General features: G+C 60.8%; 16 protein-coding genes and 2 pseudogenes. 10 read left to right on the forward strand and 8 right to left on the reverse strand.

The genetic code is table 11. The annotated features are described in order from the left end of the window. Positions 1–18 precede the first annotated feature (18 nt). The 6 genes and pseudogenes from PMI07_RS14745 to PMI07_RS14770 form a co-directional block, all read left to right on the forward strand. The gene (locus PMI07_RS14745) at positions 19–1,668 is read left to right on the forward strand and encodes an ABC transporter substrate-binding protein (RefSeq protein ID WP_007767502.1); all 1,650 of its coding nucleotides are present in this window, start codon (positions 19–21) and stop codon (positions 1,666–1,668) included. Positions 1,669–1,831: 163 nt separating this feature from the next. Continuing rightward, positions 1,832–2,596 (forward strand): GntR family transcriptional regulator, encoded by a 765-nt coding sequence (locus PMI07_RS14750; RefSeq protein WP_007767501.1) that lies wholly within the window; start codon positions 1,832–1,834, stop codon positions 2,594–2,596. Positions 2,597–2,720: 124 nt separating this feature from the next. Further along, a complete protein-coding gene (locus tag PMI07_RS14755) occupies positions 2,721–3,716 on the forward strand; it encodes a flavin reductase (RefSeq protein WP_007767500.1) in 996 nt (331 codons plus the stop codon). Positions 3,717–3,854: 138 nt separating this feature from the next. Then, positions 3,855–5,411 carry an ABC transporter ATP-binding protein gene (locus PMI07_RS14760; RefSeq protein ID WP_245277162.1) on the forward strand — a complete coding sequence of 519 codons (1,557 nt, stop codon included), beginning with the start codon at positions 3,855–3,857 and terminating at the stop codon, positions 5,409–5,411. Positions 5,412–5,439: 28 nt separating this feature from the next. After that, positions 5,440–5,955 carry a flavin reductase family protein gene (locus tag PMI07_RS14765; RefSeq protein ID WP_007767496.1) on the forward strand — a complete coding sequence of 172 codons (516 nt, stop codon included), beginning with the start codon at positions 5,440–5,442 and terminating at the stop codon, positions 5,953–5,955. Positions 5,956–5,963: 8 nt separating this feature from the next. Further along, positions 5,964–6,404: pseudogene (locus tag PMI07_RS14770) on the forward strand (3,4-dihydroxy-2-butanone-4-phosphate synthase); the annotation flags it as partial. 222 nt (positions 6,405–6,626) lie between these two features. Here PMI07_RS14770 and PMI07_RS34080 read toward each other — a convergent pair. From PMI07_RS34080 to PMI07_RS14780, 3 genes and pseudogenes are all read right to left on the reverse strand, one after another. Beyond that, positions 6,627–6,872, reverse strand: a pseudogene (locus PMI07_RS34080) (MgtC/SapB family protein); the annotation flags it as partial. A 221-nt stretch (positions 6,873–7,093) separates the two neighbouring features. Next, positions 7,094–7,867 carry a class II aldolase/adducin family protein gene (locus PMI07_RS14775; protein ID WP_155956464.1) on the reverse strand — a complete coding sequence of 258 codons (774 nt, stop codon included), beginning with the start codon at positions 7,865–7,867 and terminating at the stop codon, positions 7,094–7,096. 42 nt (positions 7,868–7,909) lie between these two features. After that, on the reverse strand, positions 7,910–8,707 hold the full coding sequence (locus PMI07_RS14780) for an SDR family NAD(P)-dependent oxidoreductase (protein ID WP_007767482.1): 798 nt from the start codon (positions 8,705–8,707) through the stop codon (positions 7,910–7,912). A gap of 235 nt (positions 8,708–8,942) precedes the next feature. Between PMI07_RS14780 and PMI07_RS14785 the strand changes: the two genes are divergently transcribed. The 3 genes from PMI07_RS14785 to PMI07_RS33610 are packed head-to-tail and all read left to right on the forward strand — an operon-like array spanning position 8,943 to position 11,940. After that, the gene (locus tag PMI07_RS14785) at positions 8,943–10,097 is read left to right on the forward strand and encodes an LLM class flavin-dependent oxidoreductase (protein WP_007767479.1); all 1,155 of its coding nucleotides are present in this window, start codon (positions 8,943–8,945) and stop codon (positions 10,095–10,097) included. Positions 10,098–10,108: 11 nt separating this feature from the next. Then, positions 10,109–11,044: an alpha/beta hydrolase gene (locus PMI07_RS14790; protein ID WP_007767476.1), complete on the forward strand. Its 936-nt coding sequence runs from the start codon at positions 10,109–10,111 to the stop codon at positions 11,042–11,044. Between the two features lie 5 nt (positions 11,045–11,049). Continuing rightward, positions 11,050–11,940, forward strand: a complete 891-nt coding sequence (locus PMI07_RS33610) for an alpha/beta fold hydrolase (protein WP_007767474.1) — start codon at positions 11,050–11,052, stop codon at positions 11,938–11,940. Positions 11,941–12,064: 124 nt separating this feature from the next. Here PMI07_RS33610 and PMI07_RS14800 read toward each other — a convergent pair whose 3' ends face one another. Beyond that, positions 12,065–12,916 (reverse strand): polysaccharide deacetylase family protein, encoded by an 852-nt coding sequence (locus PMI07_RS14800; RefSeq protein WP_007767467.1) that lies wholly within the window; start codon positions 12,914–12,916, stop codon positions 12,065–12,067. A 430-nt stretch (positions 12,917–13,346) separates the two neighbouring features. Between PMI07_RS14800 and PMI07_RS14805 the strand changes: the two genes are divergently transcribed. After that, a complete protein-coding gene (locus tag PMI07_RS14805) occupies positions 13,347–14,174 on the forward strand; it encodes an AraC family transcriptional regulator (protein WP_037086338.1) in 828 nt (275 codons plus the stop codon). 74 nt (positions 14,175–14,248) lie between these two features. Here the strand turns inward: PMI07_RS14805 and PMI07_RS14810 are convergent, their stop codons facing one another. The 4 genes from PMI07_RS14810 to PMI07_RS14825 form a co-directional block, all read right to left on the reverse strand. Continuing rightward, positions 14,249–15,352, reverse strand: coding sequence for an LLM class flavin-dependent oxidoreductase (locus PMI07_RS14810; protein WP_007767458.1), 1,104 nt, complete (start codon positions 15,350–15,352; stop codon positions 14,249–14,251). 131 nt (positions 15,353–15,483) lie between these two features. Then, the gene (locus tag PMI07_RS33615) at positions 15,484–16,332 is read right to left on the reverse strand and encodes a polysaccharide deacetylase family protein (protein WP_024163823.1); all 849 of its coding nucleotides are present in this window, start codon (positions 16,330–16,332) and stop codon (positions 15,484–15,486) included. Between the two features lie 27 nt (positions 16,333–16,359). Continuing rightward, a complete protein-coding gene (locus PMI07_RS14820) occupies positions 16,360–17,823 on the reverse strand; it encodes an amidohydrolase (protein WP_024163824.1) in 1,464 nt (487 codons plus the stop codon). Between the two features lie 13 nt (positions 17,824–17,836). Beyond that, entirely contained in the window at positions 17,837–18,898 is a 1,062-nt protein-coding gene (locus tag PMI07_RS14825) for a 2-dehydropantoate 2-reductase (protein ID WP_007763538.1), read from the reverse strand. Positions 18,899–18,900: the final 2 nt, after the last annotated feature.

The following is an 18,900-nucleotide window of genomic DNA, read 5'->3' on the forward strand; positions in this document are numbered from 1 at the left end:
ATGGACTGGGAGAATTTCATGACAAAACGCAAAACCGAAACTGCAGGCAGTGTCAGCGTCAACCGGCGCGCCGTCCTACAGGGGTTGGCCGCCGCTGCCGCTCTTCCGTATGTGGCCATGCCGGGTTTTGCCCGCGCCGCGGATATGCCGCTTTATGGTGGCACGTTCGTTGTCGGCAGCGGCACCGAACCGCGCCACCTCAACCAGAACATCACGACGGATTCCGCCACCAAGCTGATCTCCAACCCGATCTTCAGTAAGCTGGTCGGCCTGAAGAGCGACTTCACGCCTTCAGCGGATCTCGCCAGATCGTGGACCGTGTCGGACGACGGCCTGATCTATACGTTCAAGCTTGAGGAAGGCGTCACCTGGCACGATGGCAAGCCGTTCTCGTCCGACGACGTCAAGTTCACCTTCGAGAAGGTGCTTTTCGAATACCACAATATCGGAAAGTCGCTCGGCGCCTTCGTCGCCTCGGTAACGACGCCTGACGCCAATACCGTCGTCTTCACGCTGAAATCGCCGAACGACGTGTTCATGACCTTCGTCGCGGGACAGAGCTATATCCAGCCGAAGCACATTTATGACGGCACGGATATCATGAACAATCCGGCCAATCTCAAGCCGATCGGCACGGGACCTTTCAAGTTCTCGCAGTGGGCACGCGGCCGGGAACTGACCCTTCTGCGCAACGACGCCTATTTCAAGAAAAACCAGCCTTATGTCGAGCGGATCGTCACCCGCTTCATTCCGGAGGCATCGGCGCGGGTGCGCGCGCTGGAAGCCGGCGAGATCGACTACGTCGCCTATTTCGATCTGCCGCCGTCCATGGTCGCCGACCTCCAAAAGAACGCCGACCTCACTGTCGTCAGTAAGGGCCACGAAGCCTGGGGGTCGATCGTCGAACTGATGATGAACCTCGACAAGGCACCCTACAACGATGTGCGTGTGCGCCGCGCCATTACCCATGCGATCGATCGCGACTTCATCATCGCCAAGGCAAATTATGGCCTCAGCAAGATCGCCACAGGCCCGATATCCAGCGAAATCGCCTGGGCCTACAATCCCGACACCAAACAATATCCCTTCAACATCGCCGAGGCCAACCGGCTTCTGGACGAGGCGGGCGTGGCGAAAGACGGCAACGGCATCCGCTTCAAGGCCGGCATCGTGGTGACGCGCACGATCGAGGCCAACCTCAAGGCGGCGCAAATCATTGCGGAACAACTCAAGAAAGTCGGCATCGCCGCCGAAGTACTCAGCATGGACGCCGCGACGACCACCGAGGCCGTCTATACCAAGCGCGAATACGACATGTTCATCCAGAGCCTGACCACGGGTCCAGATCCGGCCATGGGCATGCAGCGCCAGTATATCTCGTCCAACATCCGGCCGATTCCGTTCACGAACGGCATCGGCTACCGCAATCCGAAGGTCGATGACCTGCTCGCAAAAGCCGCCGGAGACCCTGATCGCCAGAAGCGCGCGGTGCTTTACAAGGAAGCGTCTGCGGTGCTCTGCGAGGATGCAGCGCTTGTCTGGCTGTACGAGAATGCGGCCTACTCGGCTTTCAATTCCGCCTTCGGAAATCTCCACAGCTGGGCGGCGGAATCGATCTACAGCTATGGGGATGTCTTCTGGAAGGAAGGCGAATCCAAACGCTCGTAAGAGCCTGCCCATGCGAATTGAGGTGGCCCTAAGACGTTTTCAGGGGATTTCGGCCACCCCTACCATTGATTGAAAGCCCTATACAATATACGAAATTTCGTAGCGTTTTCTGCGATTTTTCGAGAGGCTCAACAAATGAGCCCTTTTATTTGGAGGAATACTTTTGGTTAGCAAAGCAAGGACGCCGGACAAGGCGATCGGTTCCAGACGCAAGGGTGATGCCGGCAGCAGGATGCGGGTCGTCTCCAAGGAGCCGATCCACGAGCAGATCCTTCCGCATATCCGGCGCGACATCGTGCTGAACCGCTGGGCGCCCGACGAACGCCTGCCGGAAATGGAGCTTTGCGAAGAATTCGGCGTATCGCGCACCCCGCTGCGTGACGTGCTGAAAATCCTTGAAGTCGAGGGCCTTGTAACGCTGCTTCCGCATGTGGGAGCGATCGTCACGCCGCTCGATCCGCCCGATCTCGCCGAAAAGCTGGAGGTCATGAGCGGGCTTGAGCAGATGTCGGCGATGAAGGTGGCGGAACTGCAGCCTTCCGCAGCCATCCGCGAGATCGAGCGGCTGCACAAGGCGATGGCGGTTGCGGCCAAGAACGGCCAGATCAGCAAGTATTACGCACTGAACGACGAATTCCATCGCGCCATCGTGCTGGGCTGCAACAACAATACTCTTGCAAAGATGCATGAGACGGTGATGTGGCATGTCAGCCGCGCCCGCAACTATGCGAACGAACGGGAGACGCTGACGAAAAGCGCCGCTGAACATCACGACGCGATTGTCGACCGCATCATTGCCGGAGACGCCGACGGGTCCGCTCGCGCCATGCGCGAACATCTCAAGGAAGTTATCAATACGGTTTTGGCCCGCCTGTCCCGGGAACCGGGTTCGCATGCCGTTTCGACGATGAAGAACTCGGCTGCCTGAGGGCAGCCGACCGGTCATGAGCTTCGATCCTGGTCAGGTTGACGGGCAATGCGATTGAAGTATTATACGATATACAAAATTTGATGAATTTGGACGCAGATCCAAATCATAAGGGAACAGAAAGATGCAGGATATCGACAACTCCATCTCGATCGAAGCGGGAGAGCCTTCCGAGGACCCCAAGGCTTTCCGTCGGACGCTGGGTCAGTTCGCGACCGGCGTCACCGTCATCGCGACGGAACAGGATGGCCGGCCAGTCGGCGTCACGGCAAACTCCTTCAGTTCCCTGTCACTCGATCCGCCCTTGATCCTCTGGTCGATCGCCCGCACCTCCCGAAGTTTCGCCACCTTCAGCACTGCGTCGCATTTCTGTGTCAGCATTCTGGGGGAACACCAGATCGACGTATCGCAGAAGCTTTCCAGCTCCAAGGAAGACAAGTTCAGCGACGTTTCCTGGCAGCCGGGGATCGGAGGATCGCCGATGATCACGGGCGCGATTGCCACGCTGGAATGCAGCACGTTTGCGGTCCAGGACGGCGGAGATCATATCATCCTGATCGGCAGGGTTCTGCGCCACAAGCGCCATGTCGGAAAAGCGCTGCTCTACGCGCAGGGCCAGTATGGCGTCGTCGACGAGCATCCGGCCTTCAAGGCGCAGGCCAGCGATGCAACGGCACCCCAGACGGTCCGTTCCCTGCGCGAACTGCCGCTGACAACGCTTCTCTATCTGGCGCATCACAATTCGTCGGCCGCTTTCGAGCGTCATCGCCGCGAGGAGAACATTTCCCTTGTTCAAAGCCGCATCCTGTCTGCGTTGACCCGCCAGTCGCCGATGTCGCGACAGGCCATCATTCGCCAGGTTTACATGACGCCCCAGACCGTCGAGGACGCGCTGGGCGAGCTTCTGCAGCGCGGCGGCCTCACGCAGACGGAGGGCGGCCAGTTCAGCCTTTCGGAAGCCGGCCATAAACTGGCCAGATCGATCCGGATGCGGCTTCAGGAATACGAACGGGAACAATTGGCGGGCATTCCGCCTGAGAGGCTGGAAGTGACGCGCGATGTGCTGGCGCGCTTCATCGATGGCCTGGCAGAAAAGACGGTCGTTGACGGCGCCGCGTGAAGACGGTCGCGATCAGCAGCGAAGATATGACTTGAGAATAAAAGGGGACTAAAGGTGACCGAACAGAACCCAGCCGATGGTGCAGCCATCTCGCCTATTCTATCCGTCAAGGGACTGACGGTGGACCTTCCTCGCACCATGGAACGGCGCCACGCGGTCAACAACATTTCCTTCGATCTGATGCCGGGAGAAATCCTATGCATCATCGGTGAATCCGGCTCTGGCAAGTCGGTGACGGCCAATGCCATCATGGGCCTTCTCCCGCCGGCAATCCGGGTTTCGGCTGGCAGCATCACCTTAAATGGCGTGGACATGCTGAATGCCGATCCACAGAAGCTTCGCAGTCTTCGTGGCCGCGCGGCCTCTATGGTGTTCCAGGATCCCCTCTCCTCCCTCAACCCGGTCATGACGATCGGTGACCAAATCGTTGAGGTGATGACTGCCCATAAGGTTGGTACACCGCAGAGCCGCTCGGAAAAGGTCATCGACCTCCTCCACGAAGTCGGCTTGCCCGAACCCGAAGTAATGGTGCGCCAATATCCTTTCCGCCTTTCGGGCGGGCAGCGCCAGCGTGTGATGATCGCCATGGCGCTCGCTCTCGACCCTGACGTTCTAATCGCCGACGAGCCGACCACGGCACTGGACGTAACGACGCAAGCGCAGATTCTCGAGTTGATCCGCAGGATTCAGCGCCGCAAGAATATGAGCGTGATGTTCATCACCCATGATTTTGGCGTCGTGGCGGAGATCGCCGACCGTGTCATCGTCATGGAAAAGGGCCATCTGGTCGAACAGGGTCCCGCCTCGAAGGTGCTGACCACGCCCGGGCATTCTTATACGCAACGGCTGATCGCCGCGGTCCCGCGCATGAGTGAAGGCGACCGAGCCAAGCCGGACGAACCCCCGATCGTGCTGGAAACCCGCGGCCTCATGAAGACCTTCCGGATCGGCGGACTGTTGAGACCGAGCCGAACCGTACATGCCGTCAACGATGTGAATATCTCGGTCCGCAAGGGTCAGACGCTGGGGATCGTCGGCGAGAGCGGCTCTGGCAAGTCTTCGCTCGGCCGATTGCTGGTCAAGCTGATGAACAGCGATGAGGGCCAGATCATCTTCAACGGACAGGACATCGCGCGCCTTAGGGAAGACGAATTCCGCACGATGCGCCCATTCATTCAGATGGTGTTCCAGGATCCGTTTGCCTCGCTCAATCCTCGCCATACGATCGGCCGTATTCTGACCTCCGGTCCGATGGCCCATGATATTCCGCTTTTCGAAGCCCGGGCGAAGGCCTTGCGCTTTCTCGAGCTGGTAGGCTTGGACCATGGCGCCTATGACCGCTACCCGCACGAATTCTCCGGAGGCCAGCGCCAACGCGTGGGGATCGCCCGCGCACTGATGTTCGATCCGCTGGTGCTTATCGCAGACGAAGCGGTATCGGCGCTTGATGTCTCTATCCAGGCGCAGGTTCTACAGCTCCTGGGGAAGATCCAGAAAGAGTTGAACGTCGCCATCGTCTTTATCACCCACGACCTGCGGATTGCCAGCCAGATCTGCGACGATGTTGCGGTGATGCACCGTGGGAGGGTGGTGGAATACGGCCCGCCCTCCCAGATATTTCGCGCTCCGACCCATGATTACACGCGCCAGCTGATATCGGCCATTCCCGGCAAGGAATGGGAACCCGCGGCGTAATTCGAAAGATACAGGGGCGAAAACTACCATGACTTCATCTTCCGAACGGGATATTGGCCCGGGAGAATTCTGGAAAGCAGTCGGGACGCGGGCATGCGGCGCCTCCATCGTCACGGCACGGGATGCGGCCGGGCCGGCCGGCTTCTTGGGGCTTTCCCCCACGCACCTTTCGGCCTCGCCACCGATGCTGATGGTCTCGGTGGGCAACACGACGTCGGCGCTGGGGACGATTCGCAATGCCGGGCACTTCGCAATCAATTACCTCACTCTCGACGACAGGGACCTAATCGACATCTTTGGTGGCAAGACCGCTGCGAAGGGTGCCGACCGGTTCGAGGCAAATCGATGGTCGACGCTCTCTTCCGGTGCACCGGCTCTGTCGAAAGCGCTCGGCGTCCTCGATTGCCGCCTGGAGGAACTGATTGAGCGGCATGGCGCGACTATCGCTATTGGCCGGCTCGTCGATTTCCGGCTAGGCTCCGGCGAGCCGGCATTGATGTATCAGGGAAGCGTTTCGACGCTCCAGCCAGGCGTGCCGAAATAGGCTCAGACATGACCATAGCGAACATCGAGGACGGAATCGCGGCAATCGCCCGCGGCGAGATGATCATCGTGGTCGACGACCCCGGCCGGGAGAACGAGGGTGACATCGTCGTCGCGACGGAGGCCGTAACGGCGCAATCAATCGCTTTTATGATGCGGTATGCGCGCGGGCTTGTGTGTATCGCAATCGAGGGCGAAGACCTCGACAGGTTGGCGATCCCTCTCATGGTGCCCCAAAACACGGAATCCCAGCAGACGGCATTCACCGTATCAGTCGACTATATCCGCGAAACGACGACCGGCATATCCGCCGCCGACCGTGCAGCGACCGCCCGGGCGCTGATCGACGGGAAAAGCACTTCTGCCGATTTTGCTCGACCAGGCCACGGCCTGCTGATTGTCAGTATAGCGGAGATCGCGGCGTATCTGAAACGGCCGCGGGTTGCCGCGTAAGAGCCGAGTTCGGTAATCTGTCGCGTGTTGCCGAGAAGGGAGGTTTTCCGGGTTCGAGCCGAGTCGATTCTTGAGGAAATTGCGAGAATTCCGGAAGAAATCATGCACACCGCCAGTACGCCTTGAGGTCCACTCGCTTGCGGTGCTCCACCTTAATGGGACGTGTGCTTACCGGTGAACCGGTGGCGAATTTCCTGAGGAGTTATCCGCATGCCCGCCTTATGTCCGGGACGGGCTATCTATCTGTGCTCCGGCGGACCCTCGGTCTCCTTCCCGGAGATCCTCTTCGTCTTTCGAGGGCTTGAAATTCTTCATGAGCCGCAGCGTGAGAAAGGTGACAATCGCAAGAACAATCGCTGTGTCGTAAGCGCCGAGCCCTACTGCCGTGCCGATCGCTCCTGTAGCCCATAGGCTTGCCGCCGTCGCCGTTCCCCGAATGCTGTTCTTGACGATAAGGACTGCCCCGTATGGCGCAGGGTTCAGGTTGCCTCGACAATGGTATGGGTTTCATCGGCGGCGTTCAGCAGTTTTCCCTGCCGCTCGTTTTGCCCTCTTCACATCCGCCGGTCCCATCGAAATTCAATAACGGCGACATACTTCGTTCTATCCCGCCCCACAAATCCTTATGCTCCCTCCGTGCCCCTTCGACGGAACGTCCCTGCGACCCGTATGAGAGCAGAACTCGCTCACCGCGCAGGATCCACACGCTGACGGTCGCCGATTTCAGTTGACCGGTTTTGGGGATTGGGTCGCGCGGGCGCGCCGACCTGCTGTTTCCAAAGGTTCCAGGCGCGGTCGAGCTGGCTGTCGATCGTCGCGTTGGCGTTATCTGTTTCCGCTTGGCTGAGATAAACCACGTCCGGGCTCAGCGCCATCGCCTGCATCTGGATCTTCGCATTCAGTTCCGCATAGATTGACCGGAACACCGCTTGGCGCACGTTTGCGCCTGCTACCGTGATGCCGTGTCCGCGCATCAGCACCAGCGGCTCCTCGCCGAGACTTTTAGCGAGCGCCGCACCGAGCCTGCTGTCGCTGATCAACAGGTTCGAGCCATCGCCGACGCATTCGCGGATCTCGAAAAGCGGTGCTTCCTTGCGCAAAAAACCACACATATGGCAGACGGGACGAAGAGAAACGCCCTTTGCCACCGTGAAGGGGATAACCGATGGCGAGTGATTGTGGACTACGCCATGCACATCCCGCCTCGCCCGATAGATCTCCGCATGAATGTACCGCTCCAGATAGGATGTCCTATCGTCATCGACCGCGTTTCCATCCAGGTCGAAACACATCAGGTCTTCCGCAGTGACCATTCCAGGCGCCAGATTGCGCGAGATCCAGAAACGGTCCTTGTGATCCGGGTCGCGCGCGCTCACATGCCCGAACCCGTCGACGATGCCGCGGTCGAATAGAATGTGGTTGGCGTCGACAAGATCCCCGGCCAAAGCAGCAGTCAACATCAGTCTCTCCCTTCCTGTCATCGAAAAATCCCTCCCGGACGCTCAGCGATAGCCGCCACCGGCAACGAGCAGCGTTTCGCCACTGATATAGCCGCTTGCTTCAGACGCGAGGAAGCAGACGGCGTTGGCGATATCCTCTCCCGTCGCCAGCCGGCCGGCCGGGATGTGCGAATACATCCTCGCCCGCTCCTCCGGTGGCAGCGAGCGAAACCTCTGGGTGATCTTGGCGTCTTCTCCCGGCAGCGTCAGACCCGGGCTGACTGCGTTAACCGATATACCGGACGGGCCGAGATCGTTGGAAAGCTGCTTGGTGAGCCCGATCAGGCCCATTTTCGCGGCAATATAAGGTAAGCGTCCACGCACGGTTCCGACTGGACCGAAGACGCCCTCCTTCAACGAGGACGAAATATTGATGATCCGGCCATAGGAGCGCGACCGCATGCCGCCGACCAACGCGCGGCAGAAGCGCATCGTGCTGCCGAGACTGAGCGACAGCACGAAATCCCATTCCTCGTCGGTCAAAGTTTCGATGTCGTTCAACTGGTCGGACCCGCCGCCCCCGACATTGTTGACGAGGATCCCGGTCGGCCCGAGATCGGCATCGATTGCTCTGCAGGTGGAGACGATCTCGTCCGAACTGGTGGCATCGCAAAGATAGTTTTGAAAGATTTGTCCCGGCGCGACGGCACCGCCAGTGATCTTCAACTCGTCCACCGGTTTGATATCGATCGCGGCAAGGCTGGCGCCTCCTTCCCACAATGCCTTGCTGATCGCGGCACCGATGCCGTCCGCGGCACCCGTCACTACCGCCAGCCGTCCGTCGAATTTGAATTGGGTCATCCTTGGCACCTCCGTGATGCATGCATATCTGGCTCCAGCGCCGACTGCCGACCTCGTGCCTAGCCCACCCCCAGCGGCCTCAAAAGCGCGGGGTCGCATGAGCGAAAGGATCAGGGCACTCAGGCGAAAGTGCCCGGATGGATATCGATCTGCGTGCAATTTAAGTCTGGGTCATGGGAGAAGACTGCCGTCCTTCGGGACCGGAACGACTCTTCGTCAAGCGTAGGAGACACACATGCCTGAGACAGAAGACCGGCCGAACAACCCTCTGTTCGGCCCGAACCGGCTGAAGATCGGCATATTCGGAACGAATGGAAAAGGCTCGGCGCAGACGCTGGTGCCGGAGATATTTAAGCCGACCTGGAAGAATGTCATAGATACCGCGCGGATCGCCGACGAGGCCGGCTACGAGGCGATCGTCGCTTATGCGCGCTGGAAAGGATATATCCAGGGGCGGGTCGATCATCCCGCCGGCATCATCCTCGACCCCTTCACCTATGCCGCGGGTGTCGCCCAAGCGACGTCGCATGCGGCAATCTTCGCGACCAGCCATGCGCCAACCATCCATCCGATCGCCGCCGCCAAGCAATGCGCGACGATCGACATCATTTCCAACGGTCGCCTGGTCCTCAACGTAGTCGCCGGCTGGAACAAGCCGGAACTGGAGATGTTCGGTGCGCCGCTGAAGGAACATTCCGAGCGCTATGAGCATCTTGCGGAATGGCTCGGCATCATCAAGCGCCTGTGGACTGAGAGCGAGGAACTCGATCACGAGGGCAATTTCTTCAAGATCATCAGGGGTATGTCGATGCCGAAGCCGATCCAGCGCCCCTATCCGCCGATCATGAGTGCCGGCGGTTCGCAGACCGGTAGGCGCTTTGCCTGCGAAAATGCCGATATCTGCTTCCTGCTGCTGCATTCCGAGGATCCGGCGGAGTGGAGAAAGCAGATCGATGCCTACAAACGTTTTGGGCGCGAGGAATTCGGCCGCGAGGTGCAGGTATGGACTTATGCGCCAATGGTCCAGCGCGACACGTTGGCGGAAGCCGACGCCTATCTCGACTATTACGCGGTCCAGAACGAGGACAGGGACAGTATCGACGGCTGGATCGCCGGCAATGCCGCGACGGCACAGGGCATGTCGCCGGAAACGCTGCAGAAGCTGCGGCTCAGCTTCGCGGCTGGTGGCGGCGGCACAAGACTGGTTGGCACCGCGGAATCCATCGCCGAACGGTTGCACCAGCTTTCGGATGCAGGCCTCGACGGCATCCTCTTCACCTGGGTGGATTTCCGCGACGGGCTCGCGCGCTTCAACCGCGACGTGATGCCGATCCTCGAGCAGCGCGGCCTGCGACAGCCGTTCCGATCCAACCAAAGACAATTTGCATAAGGAGAGAACCCGTGAACCTCAACGCAGCCGCGACTGATGCGGCAAGCCAGGCCAATGCCTTCCCGCCGAAATCGTTCATCGACGTCAAGGGCGTGCGCACCGCCTATCACGACCTGGGCAACGGACCGGAAACCATTGTTTTCATCTATGGCGGCAATTTCGGCGGGGCCGACGCCTCGTCCAGCGCCTCGGTCTGGAGCATCAACGCCGTGCCGCTTTCCGAGCATTTTCGCGTCGTCGTTCCCGACAAGCTCGGCCAGGGTTATACAGACGTGCCGTTGCGCGACGAGGATTATACGATGACGGCGGTGGTCGCCCATATCGCCGATTTCATCCGGGAAATGAAACTGCCGCCGGTGCATATCGTCGGCCATTCCCGCGGCGGGTTCGCCTCGGCGCGGGTCGCCATGCAGTTCCCGGAACTGGTGCGCTCGCTGACCATCGTTTCCAGCGGCACGCTCAGCCCGGGCGTCGGCACGAACGAGGTGACGCTCGCCAACCCGCCGTTCCAGCCCGGCACCCGCGAATGCGCCCGCTGGGTCTACGAGAACTATTGCTACAAGCCGCATGTTGTGACCGAGGACTGGATCGACGTCGTGATGGACGTTCTTTCCCAGGAGGGCTACCGCCGGGGCGTCCGGAAGATGGTCGACGAGAAGCTCGGCACGCGGCTCTTCCTACCGGACCTCGCCCGCTACAAACGGGAAACGCTCGCCTGGATCAACGAGGGACGGCTGCAGCGGCCAACCCAGATCGTCTGGGGTTTCAACGACCGCACCGTGGTGGCGGAACGCGGCGTTGAAATGTTCAACATGGTTTCGGCCCACGAGCGGCGGACCAGCCTCAACATCATCAACGAGGCAGGCCACTTCGTTTATCGCGAGCATCCCGAGCGCTTCAACGCGCTGCTTGCCAATTTCGTCAATCTTTACAGCGCACGAGGATGATGGCGATGACCCGTCTCAAGAATAACCACGCCTCGATCGCCGGCACGCAGACGCATTTCCTGACCGGCGGCAAGGGAGACGGCCCTGCCCTCGTCCTCCTGCACGGCGGTTCCCCGGGGCTCTCGCCCTTCTGCGGCGGCACACATCTCTGGGGCGGCATCCTCAGCGAGCTTGCCAAGAGCCGCAGGCTGATCGTGCCTGACCTGCTCGGCAGCGGCGAGACCGGGCCGGCGCCGGAAGCGCTGACCATCGACGCGATGGCGGCCCACGTCATCGCGCTGATCGAGGCGGAAGGCGGCGGACGCGTCCATCTTCTCGGGCATGATCTTGGCGGGCTCGTCGCGCTGTGGATTGCGATCACCGCGCCACAATTGCTGGCATCGTTGACGATCGTCGCCAGCAATGCCGCCTCGCCAACCGGCGACGGCGTCGAGAACCTGTCGCTCATCAGCCCGCCCGCTCCGCTCTGGTCGGCGGATTCGCAAGCCTGGGCTTACGATCGCCTATCCTACAGCCATCACCATATCGATGCTGCGCTGATCGAGGCATCCGTGGCCGCTGCGGCCAGGGACGGGCACAGCGCCTATGCGAAACCGGATGCGGCGCCTTCCGACAGTGACGTGTTCACCTCGATCATGCGGACGAAATCGCGCTTCTTCCGGATCGCCCGCGAAGAGGGCGTGCAGGTTCCGACGCAGATCATCTGGGCGAAAAATGATCCGCTGGTCTCGGTCGATCATGGCGTCTGGCTCTACCGGATCATCGCGGCGAAGCAGCGGGCGGCGCATTTCCACCTGATCAACCGTAGCGGCAGCTTTCCCTTCCGCGAACAGCCGGATGAGTTCCTGCGCATGCTGCTTGCCTTCCAGGACGGGCTGAAGGCGGAAGCCGCCTGAACATCTGGCGGTAGATAGGTTGGGCGGGTCTCTTCGGCCCGCCCTTTTTTGTTCGGGGGCTAAACGAAAGGCCGGCGCGCGATCTGCGGCCGGCCCTGATGTCAGATATCGATGGTCCGCCCCATCAGGCGCCTTCGCGGGCCAGCGTCCATTCGGCAATATCGCGCTTGCGGGTGAAATAGACACCCTCGTGGCTTGCCGCGTAGGAGAGCATCTTCTCGATCACCGGAATCAAGGTCGGGCGGCCCGCCATATGGGCGTGGAGGGTGATGTCGATCCAGCGCGGCCAGCCATCCTGCGCTTCGGCATAGATGGCGTCGAACGTATCCTTGAAACCTTCCCACATGACGTTCGGCGAATTGCGCGAAAAAACCCAGTGGGTGATGTCGTTTGTGGCGATGCTCTGGCGCGGCATCATCACAAACGGTCCGCCATCCGTGCTGACGATGAACGGCAGGTCGTCGCTGAGGTCATCGCCGTTCCAGATATAGCCGCCTTCCTTCAAGAGGCGGATCGTGTGTTCCGAACCGGAACTCCCGGGGCTCGTCCAACCGACGGGTGCGATGCCGCCAGTCGCTTCGGTGAGGACGCGGGTGCAGCGGCGGATCTCTTCGCGCTCGATCTCCTCGCCGGCATCCTTGACGTAGATGTCGTTGACCCAGCCGTGGCCCATGATCTCATGACCCTCGTCGGCGCAGAGACGCACGATATCCGGGTGCAGTTCGGCGGCGCGGCCGTTGGTGGCCATTGACGCCTTGGCGCCATGCTTGTCGAGCAAATGCAGGAGGCGCCAGATGCCGGATTTCCAGCCGTAGTCCGCATAGGATAGCGACAATGCATCCCGTTTTCCGGGCGTCGCGACGAAATTGAACTGGCTCTGGTTCTCGAAGGCCTCGAAGGGAACACCGATGGTGAAGGCCACTTTCTTGCCGTCCGGCCAAGCCCATTGCCGTGGAAAACGCTGTCTTGTTGTCATCTTCGAATCCGTCCTCAGATCATCGTGGATAGCCCGAAGCTAAAGATCGCCCTCGTGCCGGCAACGGTTATCCAGCGCGCTTATGTGTCCGGGCGCATCATCGTTTTCGTCCGAAGGCACAGGGGACCAGGGCATGCTCCGAATGTCCATAAAATCGCCGAACGCCCGGTCGGCGCTCGTCGGCGTCGTTGATTTCCATCAAAAAATGAAATTGACCGCACTCATATAGTATGTATACTTACTATAAATAATAACAAATTGAACCGACGGGAACCGGTTCACAAGGCCCGACCAACCGCCGCTCCGGGCGGACGGCTTGCCTGTACCCAAAGCTCCCATCGCTTATCCTGATGCAACTTCGAAAAGGCGCAAGGCGATGCAACGATTAGCAATACAGAGACGCCCCTTAAGAACACCGTTCGCGCCCGCGATGATCTCGCTTGGTGATGTCGAGTTGATATCCATATCAAGCGACAAACCAGCAACGATCGCCGAGCTTTCCGAACTCTGCCTCGAACGCCCGGGCAAATACCTGCTGCTGCTCGTCGAGCGCGGGCAGATATCGATTGCACAGGCCGGGCGGCTTTCCAGCCTGCGCGAGGGCCAATACATGCTGCTGGACAGCGGCGCCAAAATCCGGTTTTCGGCGAATGGCGATGTCGGGCTGCTCGGTGTCTTCGTTCCCGCCTTCCAGCTCCAGGCGCGGCTGCGCAACATGGCTCGGATGAGCGCCCAGCCGCTTCCCTGCACCGAACTGCCTTGGCGGATCGCCAAGGGTCTGCTGCGCATGCTGATCAACGAGATCAAGTATGTGCCGCCGCAGCTTTCCTACAGCTATGCCAACCAAGTGGTCGACGTGGTGACCGTCGCGGTGGAGGCCGACAGCCAGTCGATGTTCGGTTCCTCGGGGCGGAACGCATTGTTCAAACGCTGCTCGGCCTATGTGCGAAGCCATATTTCCGACTACGGTCTCGATCCCAACAAGATCTCCGAGGCGATGGGCATATCTGTCCGTTATCTTCACAAGGTGTTCCAGGAATCCGGCGAATCCGTCTGCGCCTACATGCGCACGACACGGCTCGAGACAGCCAAGACGGAGCTTGCCGATCCGCAGAAATCCTCGCTGCAGGTGCGCGAGATCGCCCATCGCGTCGGTTTTCGCAGCGAGGCCCATTTCGCCGCCGCATTCAAAAACCGCTACGGCTTTTCCGCCACGCAATGGCGGAAGTCCTCGCAATTGACCGCTGAGCCGAGCTGAGGGCCTTCTGCTTCGTTGCAGGCAAAACAAAACGGCCGCGCTTGCAAGCGCGGCCCATTTCATTGAGCACCGCCTTATCCGCGCAGGCCGGCCTTCTTTAAGAGCGGTACGACTTTTTCGACAAAAACCGGGACGTCGGTCAGGTAGTTCAGGAAGCCGATGCCGGCGCCAGCAAAACCTGCCTGTTGCAGCTCGATCAGTTGGTCGGCGATGTCCTGCGGCGTGCCGATCAACGGGAAATTGGTATTGCCACCGGCAATGCGGGAGCGCAGCTTGTAGAGCGCCTCCGGCAGCATCGCCTTGGTCTGACGTCCCTGCAGCCAGTAATCAACGCCGACATTGTCGGCATTTTCTTCCGCATAGTAACGATGGAATGCCTCGGCCTCGGCGCGTGTCTCTCGGCAGACGACGTAGCAGACGGCAATCGGCTTCAAGGGTTCTGTCCGGCCGGTCGCTTCTGCCTGACTGGCGAGCGCTGCAAGTTCTTTGCGGCCAGCTTCGACATCTTCCATGACGGTCAGGAGGTAATCGGACGTCTCGATTGCGAAGTTGCGGCCGGCGGGCGAATAGGCGGCAGAGATGACCAGCGGCCAGGGACGCTGGATGCTACCTGGCTGCGAAAAGGCGTGCTTGATTCCGTGGAAATGCTTGCCTTCGTAATCGAACGGCGCGTCGGTGCCAGAGGTCAGCCGCGACCAGATCTCGAACCATTCGCGGCCATGCGCATAACGCTCGTCGTGCGGAAGCTGTTCGATGCCGAACATGTCGAAATCGTCCTGGTTCCAGCCGCAGACGATATTGAGGCCCGCCCGGCCCTGCGAAGCCTGGTCGACCGTCATGATCATCTTGGCAGCGATCGCCGGATGGATGATGGAAGTATGGACGGTCGCGAAAACTCCGATACGTTTTGTGAGGCCCGTCAACGCCGCCGCGTGGGTGATCGTCTCGAAGGAATGCGTTCGCTGCGGGATCTCGCCCGGCATTCCCTTCCAGCGGGCATAAGGCAGCAGGAAGTCGAGGCCCGCCTCATCCGCATAGGTCGCCATGGCTGCAATGTCGTTCCAGCGACCGGGCCAGCGCTCGGCCACCTTTGTCATCGTCACGCCGCCGTCGTGAAGGTACCCAAACAGGCCAAGCTTGAAGGCTGGGCCATCGTCCATGAAGATTGTCTTCTGCATGCCAACTCCGGTTCAGATAAAGTGGTTTCCCGATTAAGCCATTGTAAGGAAACCACTATTCATTGAAACGGCGAACCGACCGCGACTTTCCGATCAGCGAACGACTTGTTGATCGGCCGCGAACTGAAAGTTTAGAGCGACAGGCCTTCGAGCTGGCCGGCCCAGCGGGCAAGATCGCCCTTGCGAACGAAGGCGACGCTCTCGTGCTGGCGCGCATAGGCGATGCACCGGCGGATGGTCGGGATGAGCGTCGGCCGGCCGCCCATATGGGCATGCAGCACGATCTCGACCCATTTTGGGGAGCCCTTGATACCTTCCTGGTAGAGTTCGTCGAACGTATCCTTGAAACTTTCGAGGATGACGCTCGGCGGATTGTGGGATTTCGCCCACATGATAAGGTCGTTCTGCGGCATGTTCACCCGCGGCAGGATCATCATCGGGCCATGCTTGGTTGTGGTGCTGTAGGGCAGGTCGTCATTGGCCTGGTCGCCGTTCCAGATGTAGCCTTCGCCGGCCAGCAGATCGAGCGTGTTCTCCGATCCGGCCGAACCTGGACTCGTCCAGCCATAGGGTCGGGTGCCCGCCGCCTCGGTAATCGCCGCCGTCACTCGGCGGATCTCATCGAGTTCCTTGGCGGGATCACCGTCCTCGTTGAGGATGTCGTTTTCCCAGCCATGCGCCACGACCTCGTGGCCGGCATCGGCTGTCGCCCTGACCGCTTGCGGATAGAGTTCGGCGGCCTTGCCGTTGATCGACATGGAAGCCTTGAGGTCGAGTTCATCCAATAGGTCGAGGATGCGCCAGACGCCGGCGCGTGCTCCGTATTCCGCATAGGAGAGCGAAAAATGATCGACCTTGCCGAGCCGGGATTCCAGCGTCAATTGGCTTTTGTTGCGGAAGGCTTCGAGCGCCAGGTTCACTGAAACCGCGATCCGGGCGTTGTCGGGCAGATGCCAGTTCTTTCTGTCGGGACCACGCATGGCCTTGTCTCCCGTCGTTATTGAATATCAGGTGAAAACCGGCAATTGCGCCGGGTAGAAGGCTTCCATGGCCGGCCGGTAACGGTCCATCAGCTCGGCATTGAGCGAGCGCGGCGGCGGCTGGTCGAGTGGAATCAGCGGGCGATAGACCGTGTCACCGATCTCGGCCCGGAAAGACGTTTGCGCTTCTTCGACCAATGTCGGATCGGTCAGGTAGTCGATCACTGTGCCGGCCAGGACCTTGGCGCCCGCGATGCCACCTTTATGGGCGATCGAGGTCGTGAGTGCCGCTCCCGCGGACCAGTGGTGGAACGGGATATGCGGGATATTGGCCGGAAACCAGAGCCGGCCCATCGGTACTTTCCAGGAGACGTCGCCGCAATCGTTCGAAGCGGAAATTTGCCGGGCCGGGCCGGCAAAAGGAGTGATGGCGGGACGCAGGCCGATCTGTGATTTCTCGGCCGCCTTCTGCAGGCGACGGGCGAAATCCTGTTCGTCGGCCGTCCATTCCGGCATGCCGACCGCCTCGATATTGCGCTGGATGACTTCCGCGACCTTGGGCGTCAGCAGGACAGGCCAGACGGCGGCGCGGATCGCGGTCTCGACCCTGCAGCCCGTCATCATCGCCGCGCCCTCGGCGATTTCCTTCGCCCGCTGGAACAGCAGATCGACGCTCTCAGTCGTCGGGCCGCGAAAATACCACCAGACGGAAGCACGGGCCGGGATGATGTTCGGCTGCTCGCCGCCATGGGTCATGACCCGGTGCATGGTGAGCCCCGGCATCATGTGCTCGCGAAGCTGGGCCATGCCGTTGTCCATCAGGATCACCGCGTCGAGCGCATCCCGCCCATCCCAGGGTGCTACCGCCGCATGGGCGGCGCGGCCTGAAAAGACGAAGTCGACGGAAATGGCAGCCGCCTGAATGAGGCCGAAATCGGAACGGAATTCGTCGAGGATATGAGGATGCAGCGCCACGTCGACATCGTCGAATAGACCGTCGCGGACGTAATAGGGCCGGCTGATCAACTGCTCCTCGGCCGGCGCGCCGACGATGCGGATTTCACCCGGCAGGCGATATTCATCCATCGCGTGCCTGATCGCGAGAGCGGCGGTGATCATGCAGGCGGCGTTGACATTGTGGCCCTCGCAATGGCCCGGCGCGCCCGCGACGATTTCGCGCTGCTCGTCGATGCCGGGCTGCTGCGAGTTTGTGGGGTTGGCGTCGTATTCGGTATGGATGGCGATCAACGGCCTGCCGCTGCCATAGCGGGCGACGAAGCCAGTCTCGAAACCGGAAGGGTTTCGGTCGACCGAAAAACCTTCCTTTTCGAGAAGGTCACACATCAGGGCCGCCGAGCGGTGTTCCTGCATTCCAAGCTCGCCGAAATAGAACAGGGCGTCGTTCAGCCGCGCAAACGCCTCGTCATTGCGATCGATGAAGTTATGGGTATGGCGCTTTGCCGGGGCCGTCTTCTTGGCGGGCGGTGTCATGGCTTTCCTCGCATCACAAAGCCGCTCCCGAACTTGCTCCCGGAGCCGGCGCGCGCTCCGGCCAGCCTTCGAGAAGCTCGGGGATCAGCGCGTCGGACTGGGCGATCTGGTGGGTTTCGACGCTCCTGATCATCGCCAGAAGCCGCGTCAGCGCCGGCACGCGGATGCGGTTGCGGGCGGCGATCTGCAGAACCGGGCCGATCTGCGTTTCGACCTCGGTCTGGCGCTTGTGGATCGCCATGTCCCGCCAGATGCCGGAATGGGTCTTGGGGCTGTCGACCAGCAGCGCCGCCATCGCCTGCATGCTGCGCCGCGCGGCCTCCCGGGAGGCACCAGCCGCAAAGGCGGCCGGTTCGAGCCCATCAAAGGCACGCGGCGTCGCACCTTCTGAGACGGCGACCGCCACCATTTCGCCGGCGAGTTCGCGCCACACCGGTTGCAGAGGTTCGGAGGCGAAGAGTTCCGTAAGCTTCGACGTACCCAAGGCGGTTCCATAGAGCAGCGCAATGAAGGTGAGTTTCCCCCAGAGGTAACCCCAGATATCGTCGGTGACCTCGACATTCGGCTCGAAATCCTTCAGCAGCCGTCCGAGTGCGGTGGCGCGATCGCTGATGCGGCCGTCCAGTTCGCCGACGCAAAACTTGGCGCGCTGGCCGAACCGCACCACTCCCGGCCCGAGCTGGTCGCCCATGAAGCCAACAAGCGCGCCCATGGTCCGCGAGCGACCGACCAAGCCTTCGATCACCACTTCGCAGAGGCCGTTCTGCAGCGAGAGGACGTAACCGTCCGGTGCCAGCCGGGGCATCAGTTGCCGGCAGGCGGCGTCGGTATGTTGCGCCTTCACCGCAAGCGCGACGATCGGCCATTCGCCTTCGACCGCATCCGGTAGGAAGGCCGGCGCGCGGGTGGTGAACTGCGAGACGGGGCCTTCGATGCGAAGGCCATCCCTTTTGATCGCCTCTACATGGACCGGCGAACTGTCGACGAAAGCGACCTCGTGTCCGGCGCGCGACAGGTAAGCGCCGACCGTCCCGCCGATCGCACCGGCGCCCCAGACCAGGATTTTTTGAGACATGA

This window comes from Rhizobium sp. CF080 (assembly GCF_000282095.2).
Taxonomy (GTDB): Bacteria; Pseudomonadota; Alphaproteobacteria; order Rhizobiales; family Rhizobiaceae; genus Neorhizobium.

Coding starts and splice junctions, on each gene's coding strand:
- PMI07_RS14745 (WP_007767502.1), top strand. CDS start 19: ATGACAAAACGCAAAACCGAAACTGCAGGCAGTGTCAGCGTCAACCGG.
- PMI07_RS14755 (WP_007767500.1), top strand. CDS start 2,721: ATGCAGGATATCGACAACTCCATCTCGATCGAAGCGGGAGAGCCTTCC.
- PMI07_RS14760 (WP_245277162.1), top strand. CDS start 3,855: ATGGAACGGCGCCACGCGGTCAACAACATTTCCTTCGATCTGATGCCG.
- PMI07_RS14765 (WP_007767496.1), top strand. CDS start 5,440: ATGACTTCATCTTCCGAACGGGATATTGGCCCGGGAGAATTCTGGAAA.
- PMI07_RS14775 (WP_155956464.1), bottom strand. CDS start 7,867: ATGTTGACTGCTGCTTTGGCCGGGGATCTTGTCGACGCCAACCACATT.
- PMI07_RS14780 (WP_007767482.1), bottom strand. CDS start 8,707: ATGACCCAATTCAAATTCGACGGACGGCTGGCGGTAGTGACGGGTGCC.
- PMI07_RS14785 (WP_007767479.1), top strand. CDS start 8,943: ATGCCTGAGACAGAAGACCGGCCGAACAACCCTCTGTTCGGCCCGAAC.
- PMI07_RS33610 (WP_007767474.1), top strand. CDS start 11,050: ATGACCCGTCTCAAGAATAACCACGCCTCGATCGCCGGCACGCAGACG.
- PMI07_RS14800 (WP_007767467.1), bottom strand. CDS start 12,916: ATGACAACAAGACAGCGTTTTCCACGGCAATGGGCTTGGCCGGACGGC.
- PMI07_RS14805 (WP_037086338.1), top strand. CDS start 13,347: ATGATCTCGCTTGGTGATGTCGAGTTGATATCCATATCAAGCGACAAA.
- PMI07_RS14810 (WP_007767458.1), bottom strand. CDS start 15,352: ATGCAGAAGACAATCTTCATGGACGATGGCCCAGCCTTCAAGCTTGGC.
- PMI07_RS33615 (WP_024163823.1), bottom strand. CDS start 16,332: ATGCGTGGTCCCGACAGAAAGAACTGGCATCTGCCCGACAACGCCCGG.
- PMI07_RS14820 (WP_024163824.1), bottom strand. CDS start 17,823: ATGACACCGCCCGCCAAGAAGACGGCCCCGGCAAAGCGCCATACCCAT.
- PMI07_RS14825 (WP_007763538.1), bottom strand. CDS start 18,898: ATGTCTCAAAAAATCCTGGTCTGGGGCGCCGGTGCGATCGGCGGGACG.